This window comes from Halarchaeum sp. P4, from assembly GCF_051195175.1.
Classification (GTDB): Archaea; Halobacteriota; Halobacteria; order Halobacteriales; family Halobacteriaceae; genus Halarchaeum.
The window spans coordinates 341518-357440 of sequence record NZ_JBNTKC010000002.1 but is presented as its reverse complement, the minus strand read 5'-3'; the positions used below and the strand labels follow the sequence as shown (position 1 = coordinate 357440).

General features: G+C 68.8%; 14 protein-coding genes. 7 read left to right on the top strand and 7 right to left on the bottom strand.

The window, feature by feature from the left end; all coding sequences use genetic code 11:
* Positions 1 to 15 precede the first annotated feature (15 nt).
* From ACQUS8_RS09965 to ACQUS8_RS09955, 3 genes are all read left to right on the top strand, one after another.
* The gene (locus tag ACQUS8_RS09965) at positions 16 to 1251 is read left to right on the top strand and encodes a potassium channel family protein (protein ID WP_435100379.1); all 1236 of its coding nucleotides are present in this window, start codon (positions 16 to 18) and stop codon (positions 1249 to 1251) included.
* A gap of 63 nt (positions 1252 to 1314) precedes the next feature.
* Positions 1315 to 2271: a succinylglutamate desuccinylase/aspartoacylase family protein gene (locus ACQUS8_RS09960; protein ID WP_435100376.1), complete on the top strand. Its 957-nt coding sequence runs from the start codon at positions 1315 to 1317 to the stop codon at positions 2269 to 2271.
* 3 nt (positions 2272 to 2274) lie between these two features.
* The gene (locus ACQUS8_RS09955) at positions 2275 to 3345 is read left to right on the top strand and encodes a pyridoxal-phosphate dependent enzyme (protein ID WP_435100373.1); all 1071 of its coding nucleotides are present in this window, start codon (positions 2275 to 2277) and stop codon (positions 3343 to 3345) included.
* 99 nt (positions 3346 to 3444) lie between these two features.
* On the opposite strand, the gene ACQUS8_RS09950 is transcribed toward ACQUS8_RS09955, so the two are convergent.
* Positions 3445 to 3669 (bottom strand): DUF7511 domain-containing protein, encoded by a 225-nt coding sequence (locus tag ACQUS8_RS09950; protein ID WP_435100370.1) that lies wholly within the window; start codon positions 3667 to 3669, stop codon positions 3445 to 3447.
* A 188-nt stretch (positions 3670 to 3857) separates the two neighbouring features.
* On the bottom strand, positions 3858 to 5138 hold the full coding sequence (locus ACQUS8_RS09945; protein WP_435100367.1) for a TiaS agmantine-binding domain-containing protein: 1281 nt from the start codon (positions 5136 to 5138) through the stop codon (positions 3858 to 3860).
* Between the two features lie 102 nt (positions 5139 to 5240).
* Between ACQUS8_RS09945 and ACQUS8_RS09940 the strand changes: the two genes are divergently transcribed.
* Entirely contained in the window at positions 5241 to 6209 is a 969-nt protein-coding gene (locus tag ACQUS8_RS09940) for a transcriptional regulator (protein WP_435100364.1), read from the top strand.
* A 39-nt stretch (positions 6210 to 6248) separates the two neighbouring features.
* Entirely contained in the window at positions 6249 to 6497 is a 249-nt protein-coding gene (locus ACQUS8_RS09935) for a glutaredoxin family protein (RefSeq protein WP_435100361.1), read from the top strand.
* Positions 6498 to 6592: 95 nt separating this feature from the next.
* Here the strand turns inward: ACQUS8_RS09935 and prf1 are convergent, their stop codons facing one another.
* The 3 genes from prf1 to ACQUS8_RS09920 form a co-directional block, all read right to left on the bottom strand.
* The gene (gene prf1 / locus ACQUS8_RS09930) at positions 6593 to 7849 is read right to left on the bottom strand and encodes a peptide chain release factor aRF-1 (protein ID WP_435100358.1); all 1257 of its coding nucleotides are present in this window, start codon (positions 7847 to 7849) and stop codon (positions 6593 to 6595) included.
* A gap of 102 nt (positions 7850 to 7951) precedes the next feature.
* Positions 7952 to 8998: a geranylfarnesyl diphosphate synthase gene (gene idsA3, locus ACQUS8_RS09925; protein WP_435100355.1), complete on the bottom strand. Its 1047-nt coding sequence runs from the start codon at positions 8996 to 8998 to the stop codon at positions 7952 to 7954.
* Positions 8999 to 10336: an MBL fold metallo-hydrolase gene (locus ACQUS8_RS09920; protein ID WP_435100352.1), complete on the bottom strand. Its 1338-nt coding sequence runs from the start codon at positions 10334 to 10336 to the stop codon at positions 8999 to 9001.
* Between the two features lie 203 nt (positions 10337 to 10539).
* On the opposite strand from ACQUS8_RS09920, the gene ACQUS8_RS09915 reads away from it, so the two are divergent.
* Complete coding sequence (locus ACQUS8_RS09915; RefSeq protein WP_435101030.1) at positions 10540 to 11493, top strand: AEC family transporter; 954 nt, start codon at positions 10540 to 10542, stop codon at positions 11491 to 11493.
* 333 nt (positions 11494 to 11826) lie between these two features.
* Positions 11827 to 12783, top strand: a complete 957-nt coding sequence (locus tag ACQUS8_RS09910; RefSeq protein ID WP_435100349.1) for a hypothetical protein — start codon at positions 11827 to 11829, stop codon at positions 12781 to 12783.
* A gap of 138 nt (positions 12784 to 12921) precedes the next feature.
* On the opposite strand, the gene argS is transcribed toward ACQUS8_RS09910, so the two are convergent.
* Together argS and ACQUS8_RS09900 are read right to left on the bottom strand one after the other, a co-directional pair.
* A complete protein-coding gene (gene argS / locus ACQUS8_RS09905) occupies positions 12922 to 14673 on the bottom strand; it encodes an arginine--tRNA ligase (RefSeq protein WP_435100346.1) in 1752 nt (583 codons plus the stop codon).
* A 57-nt stretch (positions 14674 to 14730) separates the two neighbouring features.
* On the bottom strand, positions 14731 to 15786 hold the full coding sequence (locus ACQUS8_RS09900; protein ID WP_435100343.1) for a TrmB family transcriptional regulator sugar-binding domain-containing protein: 1056 nt from the start codon (positions 15784 to 15786) through the stop codon (positions 14731 to 14733).
* Positions 15787 to 15923: the final 137 nt, after the last annotated feature.

Genomic DNA, 15923 nt, shown 5'->3' with positions numbered 1-15923 from the left:
CGCCATCGTCACCCTATGCCTGGCCGCGTCGAGTACGAACCCGCGAGCGTGAAAGACCTCCTCGCGGAGATGAAGGACACCGCCGAACTCCTCATCGACCTCTCCTATTCGGCGGTCCTCCACGGGAGTCCGGACGTCGCCGAGGAAGTCCTCGAACTCGAGGAGCGCATGGACGTCCTCCAGTTGCGCGCCCGGATGAGTCTCCTGCTCGCCGCGCGCAACCCCGAGGACGCAGAGACGCTCGCGCCCGTCCTCGGCATCATCGGCGCCGCCGAGAAAGTCTCCGACGCGAGCGGCGACATCGCCAAAGTCGTCCTCGAGGAAGTCGGCGTCCCGGACGCCATGCGCGGCGCGCTCCCCGAGGCCGTCGAGCGACTCGTTCGGGGCGAGCTCGCCGACGACTCGGTGTACGCCGGCCGGACGCTCGTCGACATCAACCTTGAGACCGAGACGGGCGTGCGCGTCATCGCCATCCGGCGTGGGGGCGACTGGATACCCAACCCCGGCCCCGAGACGACGCTCGAGGCCGGCGACGTCCTCCTCCTGCGCGGCCCCGAGGAGTCCATCGGCGACGTCTACGAGCACGCGACCGGCGAGCGCTACGAACCCCCCGAAGCGGGCGAACCCGACATCGTCGACCTCGAGCGCGCCGTCGACTCGCTCGTCCTCATGAAGAACATGAGCGAGCTCGCTGTCGACCTCGCCTACGGGAGCGTGCTCTTCGACAGCGACGACATCGCCCGCGAAGTCGTCGAACTCGAAGCCGAAGTCGACGCGCTGGAGGCGCGCTTCGAGGCGTGGACGCTCCGGGCGGCCGCCGACGTCGAGGACCCCGTCTCGCTGCGCGGCCTCGTCCAAATCGCGAACGCCACCGAGGTCATCAGTGACGCCGCGCTCGAAATCTCCGAGGGCGTCCTCCGGGGCCTCGACACGCACGTCGTCGTCCAGGAGGCAGTCGAGGAGTCCGACGAGGTCATCGTCCGCACTGCCGTCGCCCCCGACAGCCCCCTCGACGGCACGACGCTCGGCGACGCCGAGGTGAAGACGGAGACGGGGATGCGCGTCATCGCCGTCCGGCGCCCCGACGCCGACGCCGACACCACCGGCGGCCTCCGCGCCGACACCGAGGACGCCTGGGTCATCCAACCCGGCCCCGACACCGCGCTTCACGCCGGCGACGTCCTCCTCGCGAAAGGGACGCGTTCCGGCGCCGAGCGCCTCCGCGAACTCGCGGGCGCCGAGGAGGCGTAGGGCGACGCGGCGCTGCGGGCCGTTCCGGGACACTCAATACGCCCCGGCGAGCGCCACTAGACAATGACGAGCCTCGGCACGGCGAGCGCGGCCCCCGGCGAAATCGACACGGGCCGGCTCACGGTCGGCGAGACGCGCGACGGCACGGCAGTCGGGCTGCCAGTCGCCGTCATCAACGGCGCCGACGACGGTGAGACACTCTACATTCAGGCGGCGAGCGACGGCGACGAACTGAACGGCGTCGGCGTCGTCTCGCGCGTCGTCCCGCGACTTGACCCCGCGGAGTTGTCGGGGACGGTCCTCGTCGTCGGCATCGCGAACTACTTCGGGTTCCAGGTGGCTGAACACCGCAACCCAATCGACGACACCAAACTCAACCGCGCGTACCCCGGCGACGCCCGCGGGTCGTCCTCCGAGCGCATCGCGCACGCGACGTTCGAGGCGGCGACGCGCGCCGACTACGTCCTCGACCTCCATCAGGGTTCGACGAGCAAGATGATAAACGAGGTGCGGGTGCGCTGTGGCCGCCATCACCGCCTCCACCGCAAGTGTCTCGAACTCGCGAAGGTCTTCGACTGCGGCCACATCCTCGACCAGAAGGGTCCGGAGGGCCAGCTCGCACGCGCCGCGCCCGACGAGGGCGTCCCCACCATCGACCCCGAACTCGGCGGTGCCGTCGGGTGGGACGAGGAATCCATCGAGTACGGCGTCCGCGGCGTCTTCAACGTCCTCAAACACTACGGCTTCCTCGAGGGCGAGACGACGACGCGCCCGCAGACGCGCGCGCACGCGTTCGACCGCTACGGCGCGCCCTCCGGCGGCCTCGTGGACTTCCAGGTCGACCTCGGCGACGAGGTCTCCCGGGGCGACACGCTCTTTCGCGTGACGGACGTCTTCGGGCAGGTGAAGGCCGAAGTCTCGGCGGACAACGACGGCGTCTTCTGGCGCTCGCGGCGGCTCCCGCAGGTCGCCACCGGCGAGTACGTCTGTTCCGTCGGCACCACCATCGACCAGTACTGACTCATGCTCGAGTGTCGCGCCTGCGGCCGGACCTACGACGCCGGCCCCGATGAGCCGTGGCGCTGTGCGTGTGGCCACGCCCTCGACTTCGCGGAACGCCCGCTCCCCGAGGGCGGCCCCGACGTCGACCCGACGGAGGGCCTCTGGACGTTCGCGGCGTTCCTGCCTACCGAGGCGCACGTCACGCTTGGCGAGGGGTTCACGCCGCTCGCCGACGCCCCCGAGTGGGACGCCCAGTTCAAACTCGACTACGTCCTCCCCTCCGGGAGCTACAAGGACCGCGGCGCGACGGTGATGCTCTCGCGCGCCGCCGACCTCGACGTCGAGCGCGTCCTCGAGGACTCCTCGGGGAACGCGGGCGCGGCGGTGGCGCAGTACGCGGCGCGCGCCGGCGTCCCCGCCGAAATCTACGTGCCGGCGTCCGCGAAACCCTCGAAGCTCCGCGCCATCGAGCGCGCGGGCGCGACGCTCGTGCAGGTCCCGGGCACGCGCGCGGACGTGACGGACGCCTGTCTCGAGGCCGTCGAGGACGACGACGCGGGATGGTACGCGAGCCACGCGTGGAACACCGCCTTCTACGCGGGCACCGCGACGTTCGCCTACGAACTCGCCGCCCAGCGCGACTGGGACGTCCCGGACGCCGTCGTCCTCCCGCTCGGGCACGGCACGCTCTTCCTCGGCGCTTACCGTGGATTCCGGGCGCTCCGCGACGCGGGGTGGACGGACGAGATACCCAGACTGCTCGGCGTGCAGGCGGCCGGCGTCGCGCCCGTCGCGACGGAGTTACACGGCGAGACGGCGGGCACGAACGGCGTCGCGGACGGCATCCAGATACGCGAGCCCGCACGCTTCCCGCAGATTCTCGACGCCATCGCGGACTGCGGTGGGGACGCGATCGCGGTCGGCGGCGAGGCGACCGAGGAGGCGCTGGACGCGCTGCATCGGGCGGGATTCTACTGTGAGCCGACGAGCGCGGTGGCGGCCGCGGGGCTGGCGGCCTATCGCCAGTCGGGCGCGCTCGCCGACGAGGACGACGTCGTCGTCGCACTCACCGGGAGCGGCCTGAAGAACTGAGGTCGGGAGGCGGTACTGCGGCGGAGGGCGTGCGCCGGAACCGCCGGCGGACGGGCCGTCAGGGACGGCCGTCAGTCACGAGGCCCGCTGGGGCGGGCGTTATCGGACCGTTTCGAGGTCGACGAACGCGTCGCCTTCGGCGGTGAGCCACGTCGTAACGAGTTCGTCGTCGTCCGCATCGGCGGGGAAGACGGTACAGTGGTCACCGTCCTCGTACTCCTCGACGCGACAGGTGAGGTCGAACTCCGGCCACGACTCCGTCTCGGTCGCGAGCCGGATGTCCCCGTCGTCGGGGACGGCGCTCGCGACGGAACCGCGGGTCATTCGACCACCTCTCGCGTCACCGATGGCGCGACAGTGTTGGTTCGCATCGGACACCTGTATCGACTCGGCGCAGACATATATAGCCGTTCATCCACTACGAAAATAAAATCGAAAGCGTTCAAATACCGGCGCGTAGCCGGCCATCAGGTCTAAATACGGCCATCGGAGACCTCTCCACTGTCTGGTAGTTATCGCTCGGGGTGGGTCGGCGCGTCCCACTCGCCGCGCACCAGCGGCCGGGCGACGTGCCGGCGCGCGCACGGCGGCACCTCGTACCACCCGACGTCGAGGGCCCGCTCGATCGGTTCCTCGACCTTCCCCGGTGCACTCGTCGAGCAGTCCCGACACCGATAGCCCTGGTCCGCGCCCGCCGACTCCATCGTCCGCCCGCACTCGGGGCAGACCGGCGTCGCGGGTTCGGTCGTCACCCGCTCGCGGAGCGCGAACTTCTCCAGTTTCAGCGTCCCGTCGCTCACCTCACCGCAGACCGTCAGGACGTCGCCTTCACGGAGGTCACGCACCCGCTCGCGGAAGCGCTTCGTCGGCTCGAACGCCGCACACCGTACTCTCCCGGTGTCGTCTTCGAGGTCGAAGAAGACGTGCCCGCCCCGGCGCGTCTCGGGCGCCGAGGTGACCGCCCCGTCCACTCGATACGCGTGGCCGTCCGCGAGGTCGGCGAGCGCGTCGGCGTCGCGCAGGTGGACGTCCGTCCCCTGGTTCGTCACGAACAACTGGGCGAAGTCGGTCGGCTCGGCGTCGATCCCGTCCGCGACCGCTCGGCAGGCCTCGGGGTCGTCGCCGCGAATCCCGTGGAGGATGGGCCCGGGCGTATGCGGGACGCAGACCGACTCACCCTCCCCGCGGTCGACGGTGTCCCACGCGTCCGGGTACTGCTCGTCGGCCGCCGCGAACACCGAGTCGTGCTCGACGTCGCGCTCCGTCCCCCAGCGTGCCTCCTCGCGGTAGGAGATGTACTCGTAGGTCCAGTCGTCGAACGCACGCCACGCGCCGACCGCCGCGAGCGCGCCGATACGGCCCCGGCCGTTCTTCCACCCCGCCGAGCGGTAGCCGCACTCGTCGACGAGCGCCGTCGCGTCCGCGATACGGTGGTGGTCGCGCACCGCGTCACGGGCGAAGTCCGCGACGGCGTCCGGCACCGCCGCGGGGTCGCCCGGACGGCCGGGCGCGACGACGAGCCCGGGGTTCGTCTGGTCGTCGCCGACCTCCGCCGCCCCCCCGACGGCGTCGCGCGCCACCTCGAACGCCACCTCGACCGGGGCGTCCGTGTGCACCGCGAGCGCCGCGTTCCCCCGCGTCTTGTGTTCGACCGCGGGATTCAGGCGGACGAGGAGGACGCGCTCGACGCCGTGGCCGCGCGATTCCAGCGTCTCCGCGACGCGCGCCGCCACGTACGTCGTGCACATCCCGAGCGTCCGGGAGTCCGTGTCGTCGATGCCGACCGTCGTCACGTCCCAGTCTACCCGCCACGCCTACCTACGGCTTTCGACGCCGGCCGCTCGCCCTTCCCCACGGCAAAATGCATATATGTGCATACCGACCTAGAGTCCTGTATGTCACGGTCGGCACTCATCGAGAACGTTACCGCGATGCTCCAGGACGCGGGGTTCACGGTGAGCGACCGCTGCGTCATCCGCCCGAAGAGCTTCGACGTCGCCGCGCGCCGCGGCGAGGACCTCCTCTTCCTGAAGGTCCTCGGGAACGTCGACGCCTTCGACGCGCCCACCGGCGCCGAAATGCGTCGTCTCGGCCACTACCTCCACGGCACCCCAATCGTCATCGGCCTGCGGACCCGCGACCAGGAACTCGAACCCGGTGTCGTCTACTTCCGCCACGGCGTCCCGGTCATCAGCCCCGACACCGCGCTGGATCTCTTCATCGAAGGCGTCCCGCCGCTCGTCTACGCCGCGCCCGGCGGCCTCTACGTCAACATCGACGGCGACGTCCTCGCGGACGAACGCGAGGAACGCGGCTGGAGTCTCGGCCGCCTCGCGTCCGAACTCGGCGTCTCGCGTCGCACCGTCTCGAAGTACGAGGACGGCATGAACGCCAGCATCGACGTCGCCGTCAAACTCGAGGACGTCTTCGGCGACGCGCTCACCAGCCCCGTCGACGTCCTCGACGGCGCCGACGACGTGCGCGACGCCGACCCGACGCCCGATGACCCCGAGGCCGACCCCGAGGACGAACCCATCGTCGCCGTCCTCACCCGCGCCGGCTTCGACGTCCATCCCACCGTCCGCGCGCCGTTCAAGGCCGTCGGCGAGGACACCGAACGCCCGAGCGGCCTCCTCACCGGGCACTCCTCGCTCACCGACGCCGCCGTCAAACGCGCGCGCATCATGGCGAGCGTCGGCCGCGTCACACGCACGCGCGCCGTCTACTTCGTCGACGAGTCCAAGAAGGAGTCCATCGGCGGTACCGCCATCATCGAGCGCGAGGAACTCGAGTCGATCGACGACCCCGCGGAGTTCCGCGACCTCCTCCAGGAGCGCGGCGACGACACCGACATCGAAGCGTAATACCCCTCTTTCTTCCCTCTCGACGCGCTACGTCTCGCCATGAGTGACATCGAACTCTACGTCCTGCCCGGCTGCCCGTACTGTGCGAAAGTCACCTCGAAACTCGACGAACTCGGCCTCGACTACGAAGCCCACGAGGTCCCCCGCTCGCACGACCAGCGCGAGGAGGTCGAGGCCGTGAGCGGGCAGACCGGCGTCCCCGTCCTCGTCGACCCCGAAAACGACATCGAGGGGATGCCGGAGAGCGACGATATCGTCGAGTACCTCGAATCGACCTACGCCGCGTAAGCGACACTCGCCGCCGAACTTTTTTCGAGCGACGACCCCGTAGCTCTCGGCGTCGCGCCCCGCAGAAGAGATAGCGACCAGCAGGTCGGCGTCGCTTAGACGCCCGTCGAGTAGCGCAGCAGTCCCGCGATGCCGCCGAAGGCGTTCAGGAGCTGCTCGCCCTTCTCGAAGTCAGTCGAGATGAACGTCGTGTCCGTCCCGCGCTGGTCGGCGATGTTCATCAGATGGTCGATGACGTCCTCGCGCTCGCCCTCCTCGACCGTCTCGCCACACTCCCCGCATTCGTGCTCGGGAATCGCGTCTGTGCGGCGGTCGAGGAGTTCGCGCTCCTCGTGGCCGTTCGAGCACTCGTAGGTCACGACGTCCTGCCGGAGGTCCTCGCTCAGGAGGAGCGTCTCCACCGAGCCCATGATGAGGTTGCGGCGCGTCGCCTCGAAGCCATACGTGGCGAGTTCGCCGTTGTGGAGTTCCTTGAAGAAGCGCTCCATTGCGTTCTTGTCCTCCATGAGCGCCGCGTCCGCGAGCGCGTCCTCGCCGGCGTCGACGAGGTCGTAGAGGCCGGACTCGTCCGTGTAGGAGACGTCGAACTTCCCGAGGACCTTGTCCTGCAGTTCGTGGTGGAGGTAGTCGCCGTCGAGGAATTCGTCCTTCGTCGGGGACGGACCGCCCACCAGCACGCCGTCGAGCTCGTGGCGGCGCGGGACGAACAGGTCGTCCGCCATCTCCGCGACCTCCTGGTAGAAGTTGTCGATGGCCTCGAGGCGCAGACGCGCGAAACGCTGGGCGGACTGGCCACCTTTGCGCTGCTTGCCCGGCACCAGCGAGGAGGCGGACTTCACGGGCTCGACGCGCTTGCCCTTCAGCCACCCGACGTTCGCCTCTCGCCGGTCGAGGACGATGAGCCCGTAGAGGCCCTTGTCCGCAAACATGTTCTCCAGCGGCTCCGTGAGGAACTCGCTGTCACAGTGATAGCGGAACGACTGCACGGGCTCGGGCGGTGACTCCAAGACCTCCGTCACCATGTCCGACTGCCCGCCGCCGACGTCGATGGACCCCGAGAAGAGGACCATCCCGTTCTCCGGCGGGTAGGTGTCGTAGTAGCGCAGGCGGTCCTTGATGGACGTCAGCGCGTCCTGCACCGCCGTTCGAGTCTGCTTCGATTTGATGTTCGACGCCTCCGAGTGCTCCTGTGTGACGTGGGCGACCACGTCGGAGACCTGCTTGTCCTCGGGGACGTAGATGGAGACGAGTTGCGTCCCGCTCCCGGAGTAATCCTGGAGCTTCTCGATGACCTTCCGGAACTCGTACTTCCGGCGGTCCTCGGACGCCTCTTCGCCCTGCTGCTCGCTCATTACGGTGTACTAGGGGCGCGTATCGGTAAGTACCCTTTGACCTACGAGCTTTTGCAGCGTTTGAGCGCCGTTGGGCGCTCTGCAGTTGCAAAAGGTCGCGGTCTAGTACCCGCGTTCGATGAGGTAGTGGGCGATTTCCTCGAGGAGGTAGCGCGCCTCGTTGTCGGGGAGGACTTCGAGTTCGCGCTTGCCCTCCTCGACGAGGTCTTCGGCGAGGTCACGTGCGTAGTCGATGCTGCCGGCCTCCTCGAGTTTCGCGACGGCGGCGTCGATTTCCTCGTCGGTGACGTTCTCGGGGTCCTCGGCGTCCACGAGGTCGTCGACGTCGACGCCGTGGTCGCGTGCGTGGACGGTGATGACGGTCTGTTTGTCCTCGACGAGGTCGCTCCCGCGCTGTTTGCCGAGCTTCTCGGAGGGGACGGTCAGGTCGAGGACGTCGTCCTGAATCTGGAAGGCCTGCCCGACGTTGACGCCGTACTGGTAGAGGGCGTCGATGACGTCCTCGTCCGCGCCCATGACGATGGCGGGGACGCTCGCGGCGGCCCCGTAGAGGACGGCGGTCTTGCGCTCGACCATGTCGAGGTACTCGTCGACGTCGACGTCGGTGCGGGTCTCGAAGTCGACGTCGAGCGCCTGGCCCTCGCAGATGCGCGTGCAGGTCTGCGCGAGGAGTTCGATGGCGTCGAGGCTGGACGCGGCCGGGGCCTCCGTCCGGAGCATGATCTCGAACGCCTTCGAGTAGAGGGTGTCGCCGGCGAGGATGGCGGTCTCGGTGTCGTACTCGCGGTGGACGGCGGGGACGCCGCGACGGAGGTCGTCGTCGTCCATGATGTCGTCGTGGATGAGGGTGAACGACTGGATGACCTCGATGGAGACGGCGGCGGCCATGACGTCGACGGGTTCGCCGTCGACGGCGGGGAACGCCTGGTAGTCCTCGGCGAGCGGTTCGACGTCCGCGAGCGCCTCCGCGACGAGCAAGGCGACCGTCGGACGGAGGCGCTTCCCGCCCGCCTCGAGCAGGTAGCGGGAAGCCTCGTAGAGTCGTTCGGGTTCGTCCATCGGGAGCTCCTCGTCGATGGCGTCGTTGACGAGTTCGCGTCGGTCCTCGATGGCGGACAGCACCGTGTCTTCGCGCGTGTTCTGTGTCATTTATTCTGCAAGTTGGATGGTCGTTCCGTTTCGGGGGATGTGTACGTCCTCGCCGGGCGTGTAGCCCTGTGATTCGGCGAGGGTGACGTAGGATGCGATACCACTGAGCGTCTGGTGTGCGGGGACGACGTTCTCGGGGCGGAGGCGTTCGAGCATCTCGTAGTGGCCTTCGTCTCGGAGGTGGCCGGAGACGTGGACGTCGTCGTAGAGTCGGACGCCGCGCTGGCGGAGCAGGGTTTCGAGTCGGTGGCGTTGGCCTTCGTTCGTCGGCTCCGGAATCGTCCGGGCGCTGAAGACGACGGCGTCCCCGGCGTCGAACTCGAACGGCGTCTCGTTGCGCGCCATGCGGGAGAGCATCGCGCGCGGTTCGCCCTGATGGCCGGTGACGACGAGACAGAAGTCCTCCCGGCCCTCGTTGGCGACGCGGCGGAGCGCGCGCTCGATGCTCGCCCGGTGGCCGTGCGCCTCGACGTCCTCGGGTATCGGGTAGTCGAAGTGGCGCGCGGTCGTGGCGTAGGTCTGCATCGAGCGGCCGAGCAATATCGGCTCGCGCCCAATCTCGCGGGCGAACTCGACGATGCTGGCGACGCGGGCGACGTGGCTGGCGAACGTCGTGGCGACGAGCGCGCCGTCGGTGTCGGCGAGGCTGTCGAAAACGTCCCGGAGGCGCGCGCGGGCGACCGACTCGCTGGGCGTGCGGCCCTTACGACCCGCGTTCGTGCAGTCCTCGATGTAGGCGAGGACGCCCCGATCACCGAGTTCGGAGAACCGCTCCACGTCGATTGGGTCCTCGATGACCGGCGTGTGGTCGAGGCGCTTGTCGAGGCCGTAGACCACCGCGCCCTCCGGCGTGTGGAGGACGGGGTTGACCGCGCCGACCGTCGAGTGGGTCACGTGGACGAACTCCAGCTCACAGCGCGCGCCGATGGGAATCGTCTCGCCGGGCTCCATCGACACGAGCGTGTTGTCCGTCTCGAAGCGCTCCTCGCCCGCGAGCTGGTCCTTCACGAGTTCGAGGGTGAAGGGCGTCGCGACGATGGGGGCGTCGTAGCGGTGGGCGAGTTTCCCGACCGCGCCGACGTGGTCGAGGTGGCCGTGCGAGAAGACGATGGCCCGCACCGACCCTTCGAGGTCGCCGACGGCGCGGTCGTCGGGAATCGCGCCCAAATCGATGAGGTCGAGGCTGTGCATCCGCTCGACGGCGACGTCGTCGTGGAGGAGGACCTCGGAGAGGTTCAACCCCATGTCGAAGATGACGACGTCGTCGCCGGCGCGGACGGCCGTCATGTTGCGACCGACCTCCTCGTATCCCCCGATTGTCGCGATTTCTATCTCCATGCGTGTTCCTGACCGCCACCGGCGTCCACCACCCACGGCCGTCGGTCCGACGCGGCCGTCAGACGGTCTACCCGCTGATGTCGGCGTGGACGCGTCGGCGCGGAGTACGACCCCCGCGCCTAAAAACAGCGGGGATTCCGCCCTCACGCGCGTCGATTGGGAAGGGGCTTTGTGCCCGACGGCGCAACGACGCGACGATGCCGGTGACGCTCCTCGGCGCGTTCACGTCCGCGGTCCTCCCCATCGTCGCGATTGCCGCCGTCGGCTACCTCATCGGGACGGCGACCGACGTCGACGTCGAACCGCTCAACACCGTCGCGCTCACCTTCTTCCTCCCCGCGCTCGTCTTCCACGGCGTCGCCACCACCGACCTGAGCGGGGACGCCGTCGTCTCGCTCGTCGGCGCCGTCCTCGCCTACGCGCTGGTCGTCATGGCCATCGCCTACGCCGCCGGGCGCGCCCTCGGCCTCCCCGACTCGCTGCTCTCGGGCGCCGTCCTCGCGAGCGCGTTCCCGAACTCGGGGTTCGTCGGCATCCCGCTCTCCGCGTTCGTCTTCGGTGACCTCGGCGAGACCACCGCGACGCTCTTCCTCACCACGCAGAGCGTCCTCCTCTACACGCTCGGCGTCTACGTCGTCTCCGCGAGTCACGACTCGACGGCCGGTGCCGCGAGCGCGCTCCGGGAGGTCTTCCGCCTCCCGCTCGTCTACGCCGTCGCCGCCGCGGCGCTCCTCCGATTCCTCGGCTGGGTGCCGCCCGTTGATGGCACGTTCATGACCACGGTGGATAGCGTCGGCAGCGCCTCCATCCCCCTCATGCTCACCGTCGTCGGCATTCGCCTCGCCGACGTCGAACTCGGTCACCTTCGCCGCGCCGTCTTCCCGAGTACGCTCAAACTCCTCGTCGCGCCCCTCGTCGGCGTCGCCATCGCCCTCGTCGTCGGCTTCGCCGACCCCGCCGTCGCCAACGTCTTCGTCCTCGAGTGCGCGACGCCTGCCGCCGTCACCCCGCTCGCCATCGTCATCGCCTACAGCGACGCCGGCGACGAGTTCGACACCGCCGACTACATGAGCACCGTCATCTTCGTCACCACCGTCCTCAGTGTCTTCGTCCTCACCGGCCTCGTCGCCGCGATACAGGCGGGCTGGCTCTTCTGACGGCTGCCCCTGCCCCAGTGTCCTGTCACCTGACTGCCGCCGCACATTCGACCGGTCCACCGAGCAATCTCTCCCAATAGATACTAAATCTGATACTCGATTCTATCCGAATATATTACCCAAGAACGCGTTCGATAACATAGTCATCTAACAACGATGTTTTCATCGATGTCAAATCTAACCTCGGATGATTTGGGATTTCAGGGCTACTATTCCGCTATCCCTCTGCTGACTATACTTCTCTCTAATCTAATATTCGCCGAATTGACTTAGGTAGACGATGGTACCTAACACAAAATATTTGGCAGAAAACTCACAATAGAGGGATGCTCTATGAGGAAACCCGCGATGAAGCGGCGTACGTTCCTCAGGGGGATTGGGAGTACACTGACTATCAGCGCGTTGGGGGCAGCCTCGGCGACGGCGTCCGACACGAGGTTCGACGTCGTGGAGTCCGAGACGAGCAACACGCTCCACGACGTCGCGGCCACGTCCGGGGGACTCTACGCGGTCGGGACGTCCGGCGTCGTCCTCACGCGGACCGAGGGCCTCTGGAAGAAGGTCCTCGACGGCGGTCCGTCCGGCAACGGCAACTCGCTCTACGGCGCCGACGTGACCGACGACGGCGAGCGACTCTGGTTCGTCGGTGGGTCGGGGGCCATCGGCGAGTACGACGTCTCCACCGGGACGCTCTACAATCACTCCGCGCCCAACGACGTCACGAACAACTTCAACGACGTCGCGGTGACCGGGACGGCCGGCGAGGCGAACGTCTACGTCGCCGGCGACTCCGGCCACATCTACGCCAGCTTCGAGAACGGCGAGGCCGGCAGCTGGGACGGGACGACGCCCGGCTCCGGGTCGGCCATCACGGCCATCGACTTCCACGGGCCCAAGTCCGGTCACGCGGTCGACGGGAACCAGACTGTCTTCTCGACCGCCGACGGCGGCTCCTGGGACAAAATCGGCATCGAGAACGCCAACTACAACTTCTACGCCGTCGACTCGGACGCGAGCGACGACGTCGAAGTCGCGGGCGGCGGCGGCTCCGTCTACGAGTGGGACGGCGCGACGTGGGTCCGCTCGGACACCGGCGACGCGTCCCTCCGCGACGTCGACGTGACCGGCCAGACCGGCTACAGCGTCGGCGGCGGCGGGACGGTCTTCGAGCAGACGGACGGCGCCTGGTCGCAGGTCGCCACTCCGACCGGGCAGAACCTCAAGGGCGTCGTCGAAACCGACGGCCTCGTCGTCGCCGTCGGCGCCGGCGGCACCGTCCTCGAAGCCTGAGACGCACCGTCCTGAACCGTCGGTGACTCGCCGTCGCGCGAACGGCCGCCGTCCGGCGGTTCGCGCGAGTCACCGCGCGCACTCTCCTTCCGTATTTCGGCGAGGCCGAGCGGGTCGCGTCGTGTCCTGTCGCCCCGCCTACATCGAGGTGGGCGCTTCGACGCCGAGGACGTCGAGGGCGTTGGCGAGGGTGTTGCGGGCGGACGCGACGAGCGCGAGGCGCGCACCGCGGACGGCGGGGTCGACGTCGTCGGCGAGGACGGGGCACTCGCGGTAGAAGGCATTGAAGGCGTCCGCGTACTCGCGGGCGAACGTCGCGACCTGATGGGGCTCCAAGTCCTCGGCGGCGGCCTCGATGACGCCGGGGAAGCGTGCGGTCTTGCGCAGCAGGTCGATTTCGGCGTCGTCGTCGAGGACGCTGGCGTCGACCTCGGCGGGCTGGTCGGCCTCTTCGAGGATGCCACAGCAGCGCGCGTGCGCGTACTGGACGTAGGGCGCGCTCTGGGCCTCGAAGTCGAGCGCCTCCTCCCACTCGAACGTGATGGCTTTCGCGGGCTGCTTGGAGACGATGTCGTAGCGGACGGCACCCACACCCACCTGCTCGGCGATGCGCTCGACGTCCTCCTCGTCGAGTTCGTCGTCGCGGATGCGCTCGTCGAGGCGGGACTCGACCTCGTCGCGGGCGCGGCGGATGGCCTCGTCGAGGAGGTCGTCGAGGTCGACGCCGGTCCCCGCACGGGTGCTCATCTTGCCCTCGGGGAGGTTGACGTAGGAGTAGATGACGTCGTCGAGTTGCTCGGTGTCGTTCCCGAGAAGTTCGAGGGCCGCCTGCAGTTGGCCGGCCTGCAGTTTGTGGTCCTCGCCGAGCACCGTAATCGAGCGGTCGTACTCCTCGAACTTCCACTCGTGGTGGGCGAGGTCGCGGGTCGTATACAGACTCGTCCCGTCCGAGCGGAGGAAGACGAGTTTCTTCTCGTACCCCCACTCGGAGAGGTCGAGTTGCCACGCGCCCTCCTCGAGGACAGCCTCGTCGGTCTCCTTGAGGCGCTCGGCGAGTGCTTCCGTGGAGCCGTCGAGCATGAACTCGGTCTCCTTGACGAACTCGTCGAACTCAGCGGGGAGGCGCAGGAGACACTCCTGCATGCCGCTGAGGACTTGGTCGACGACGCGCTGGACGCGCTCGTAGGTGTCCTCGTCGCCCGCCTCGAGACCCTGGAGGATGGCCTGAATCTCGTCCTCGGCCTCCTCGACGGCCTCGGGGTCGGCCTCCTCGAGGTACTGGTTGCCCTTGCGGTAGTAGCGCACGAGGTCGTACTCGATGCGGTCGCGCTCGGGGTCGCTCTCGAGGTCGTCCTCGTCGAACGTCTCGTAAGCCCACGTGAAGACGGCCATCTGCCGGCCGGCGTCGTTCACGTAGTACTCCTTGGTGACGTCGTGGCCTGCGTAGTCCATGAGGCGCGCGACGGCGTCGCCGACGATGGGATTGCGCGCGCGGCCGACGTGGACGGGGCCGGTCGGGTTCGCGGAGGTGTGCTCGACGAGGACGTCCTGGCCGGTGGCGGGCAGGTGGCCGTACTCCTCCTCGCGGCCCGCCTCGAGCGTGTCAGCGTAGTAGGCGGGGGTCGGCAGGACGTTCACGTAGGGACCCTGTGCGCGGACCTCGCTGACGTAGGTGAGGCCGTCCGTCTCGACGGCGTCGGCGATGCGGCCGGCGACTTCGGGGGGTGCGGCCTCCGCCGCGCCCGCGAGTCGGAACGCCGCGCTGGAGGCGAGCACGGCGTCCACGCCCTCGGGGGGCTCCTCGATGCCGAGGTCGTCCGACGGGAGGTCGAGGTCCTCGAGCGCCGCTTCGAGCGCGTCCTCGACTTCCGCGCGGAGTGCTAGGAACATGCTACGGTGTGCGCTACGCGGGCTAAAATGCGTTCTGAAACTCGTGGCGCCATACGGTCAGTGCGCGTGGACGCGGACGCGGGCGGGTTCGCTGACGCAGTAGTCCTCGAGGAACGCGTCCTCGCCGCCGACACTGACGCGGCCGTCGCCGGTGTCGAGGACGAGGGCGTGCTCGACGCTCATCCGGCTGTTCGTGGGTTCGACGATGCCCTGCCGGGTGTCGACGACGCGGCCGGCGAGGCGACGGGTCGCGTCCCCGGCCCCCGAGTCGGTGGGAGCGGCGTCGAGCGCGGCGTGGACGTCGTGGCCGGCGTTCGCGTGGAGCGTCGCGTCGAAGACGGCGCGGCGGAAGCTCCGGTACTCGGTGGGCGGGTCGAGCGGGCGACACACCGCGAGTTCGTCGCCAAGCCCCCAGTAGTCGCCGAGGAACGCGGTGACCACGACGCTCGCGAGCCACGGCTGCTGGAAGCCGATGGCGCGCTCGTCGCCCCCGCGGTGCGAGAGGACCCCCTGCGGGGCGATGAACGCGCGTTCGAGGTCGCCGGCGAGGAAGGTCGGGGTGGGGTAGGCGGTGTGCCGGACGACGTTGGCGACACCGTCGAGGTCGACGTCGGTGGGGTGGTCGTCGCAGAGGAGGAGGAGCGTGAGGACGTCGCGGTCGACGGCGTCCCGGAGGTCGTCGGCGAGGGCGGGGAGGTACTGGGTGGGGAGCAGCAACATCAACTCCTCGTCGACGCCGCGGACGATTTCGCGGAACCGGTCGAGCACCGTTCCGGGCGTCTTGACGACCTCGAACTGGCCGGCGCGCGAGGCGGGGCGCTCGTAGCGCCGCTCGACCGCTGACTCGACGGTCTGGACGGTCTCGGCGACCGTCTCGAACGCCTCGGCGGGCGGGACGGGGCGGACGGTCGTCGGGGTGACGTAGTCGCGCATCTCGAGGAAGCCCTCGGCATCGAGGCACTCGCAGACGTCGTAGGCGTAGCGTTTGGAGACGTCAGCGGCGTCGGCGACGTCGCTCAGCGTGGTCTCCCCGAGTTCGACGACGGCGAGGTACGTCTCCGCTTCCTTCTCGGAGAACCCAAGGTTCGTGAGTTCGGTGACGAGGTCTTCCATGCCCCGCCCCGAGCGCGGACGCCCGCGGATATACGTCTCCCGGTCTCCGCCGGCGCTCGGTGAACTCCGAGTTCATCATGCGCTCGCTGTGGCGCAGACTATCGCGCACTGAGGGCGCTCCAGTAGCCGGTTTCGCC

What these genes read in the sequence shown, in the direction of transcription:
- ACQUS8_RS09965 (WP_435100379.1), top strand. Translation starts at nt 16, where the DNA reads ATGCCTGGCCGCGTCGAGTACGAACCCGCGAGCGTGAAAGACCTCCTC.
- ACQUS8_RS09960 (WP_435100376.1), top strand. Translation starts at nt 1,315, where the DNA reads ATGACGAGCCTCGGCACGGCGAGCGCGGCCCCCGGCGAAATCGACACG.
- ACQUS8_RS09955 (WP_435100373.1), top strand. Translation starts at nt 2,275, where the DNA reads ATGCTCGAGTGTCGCGCCTGCGGCCGGACCTACGACGCCGGCCCCGAT.
- ACQUS8_RS09950 (WP_435100370.1), bottom strand. Translation starts at nt 3,669, where the DNA reads ATGACCCGCGGTTCCGTCGCGAGCGCCGTCCCCGACGACGGGGACATC.
- ACQUS8_RS09940 (WP_435100364.1), top strand. Translation starts at nt 5,241, where the DNA reads ATGTCACGGTCGGCACTCATCGAGAACGTTACCGCGATGCTCCAGGAC.
- ACQUS8_RS09935 (WP_435100361.1), top strand. Translation starts at nt 6,249, where the DNA reads ATGAGTGACATCGAACTCTACGTCCTGCCCGGCTGCCCGTACTGTGCG.
- prf1 (WP_435100358.1), bottom strand. Translation starts at nt 7,849, where the DNA reads ATGAGCGAGCAGCAGGGCGAAGAGGCGTCCGAGGACCGCCGGAAGTAC.
- idsA3 (WP_435100355.1), bottom strand. Translation starts at nt 8,998, where the DNA reads ATGACACAGAACACGCGCGAAGACACGGTGCTGTCCGCCATCGAGGAC.
- ACQUS8_RS09920 (WP_435100352.1), bottom strand. Translation starts at nt 10,336, where the DNA reads ATGGAGATAGAAATCGCGACAATCGGGGGATACGAGGAGGTCGGTCGC.
- ACQUS8_RS09910 (WP_435100349.1), top strand. Translation starts at nt 11,827, where the DNA reads ATGAGGAAACCCGCGATGAAGCGGCGTACGTTCCTCAGGGGGATTGGG.
- argS (WP_435100346.1), bottom strand. Translation starts at nt 14,673, where the DNA reads ATGTTCCTAGCACTCCGCGCGGAAGTCGAGGACGCGCTCGAAGCGGCG.
- ACQUS8_RS09900 (WP_435100343.1), bottom strand. Translation starts at nt 15,786, where the DNA reads ATGGAAGACCTCGTCACCGAACTCACGAACCTTGGGTTCTCCGAGAAG.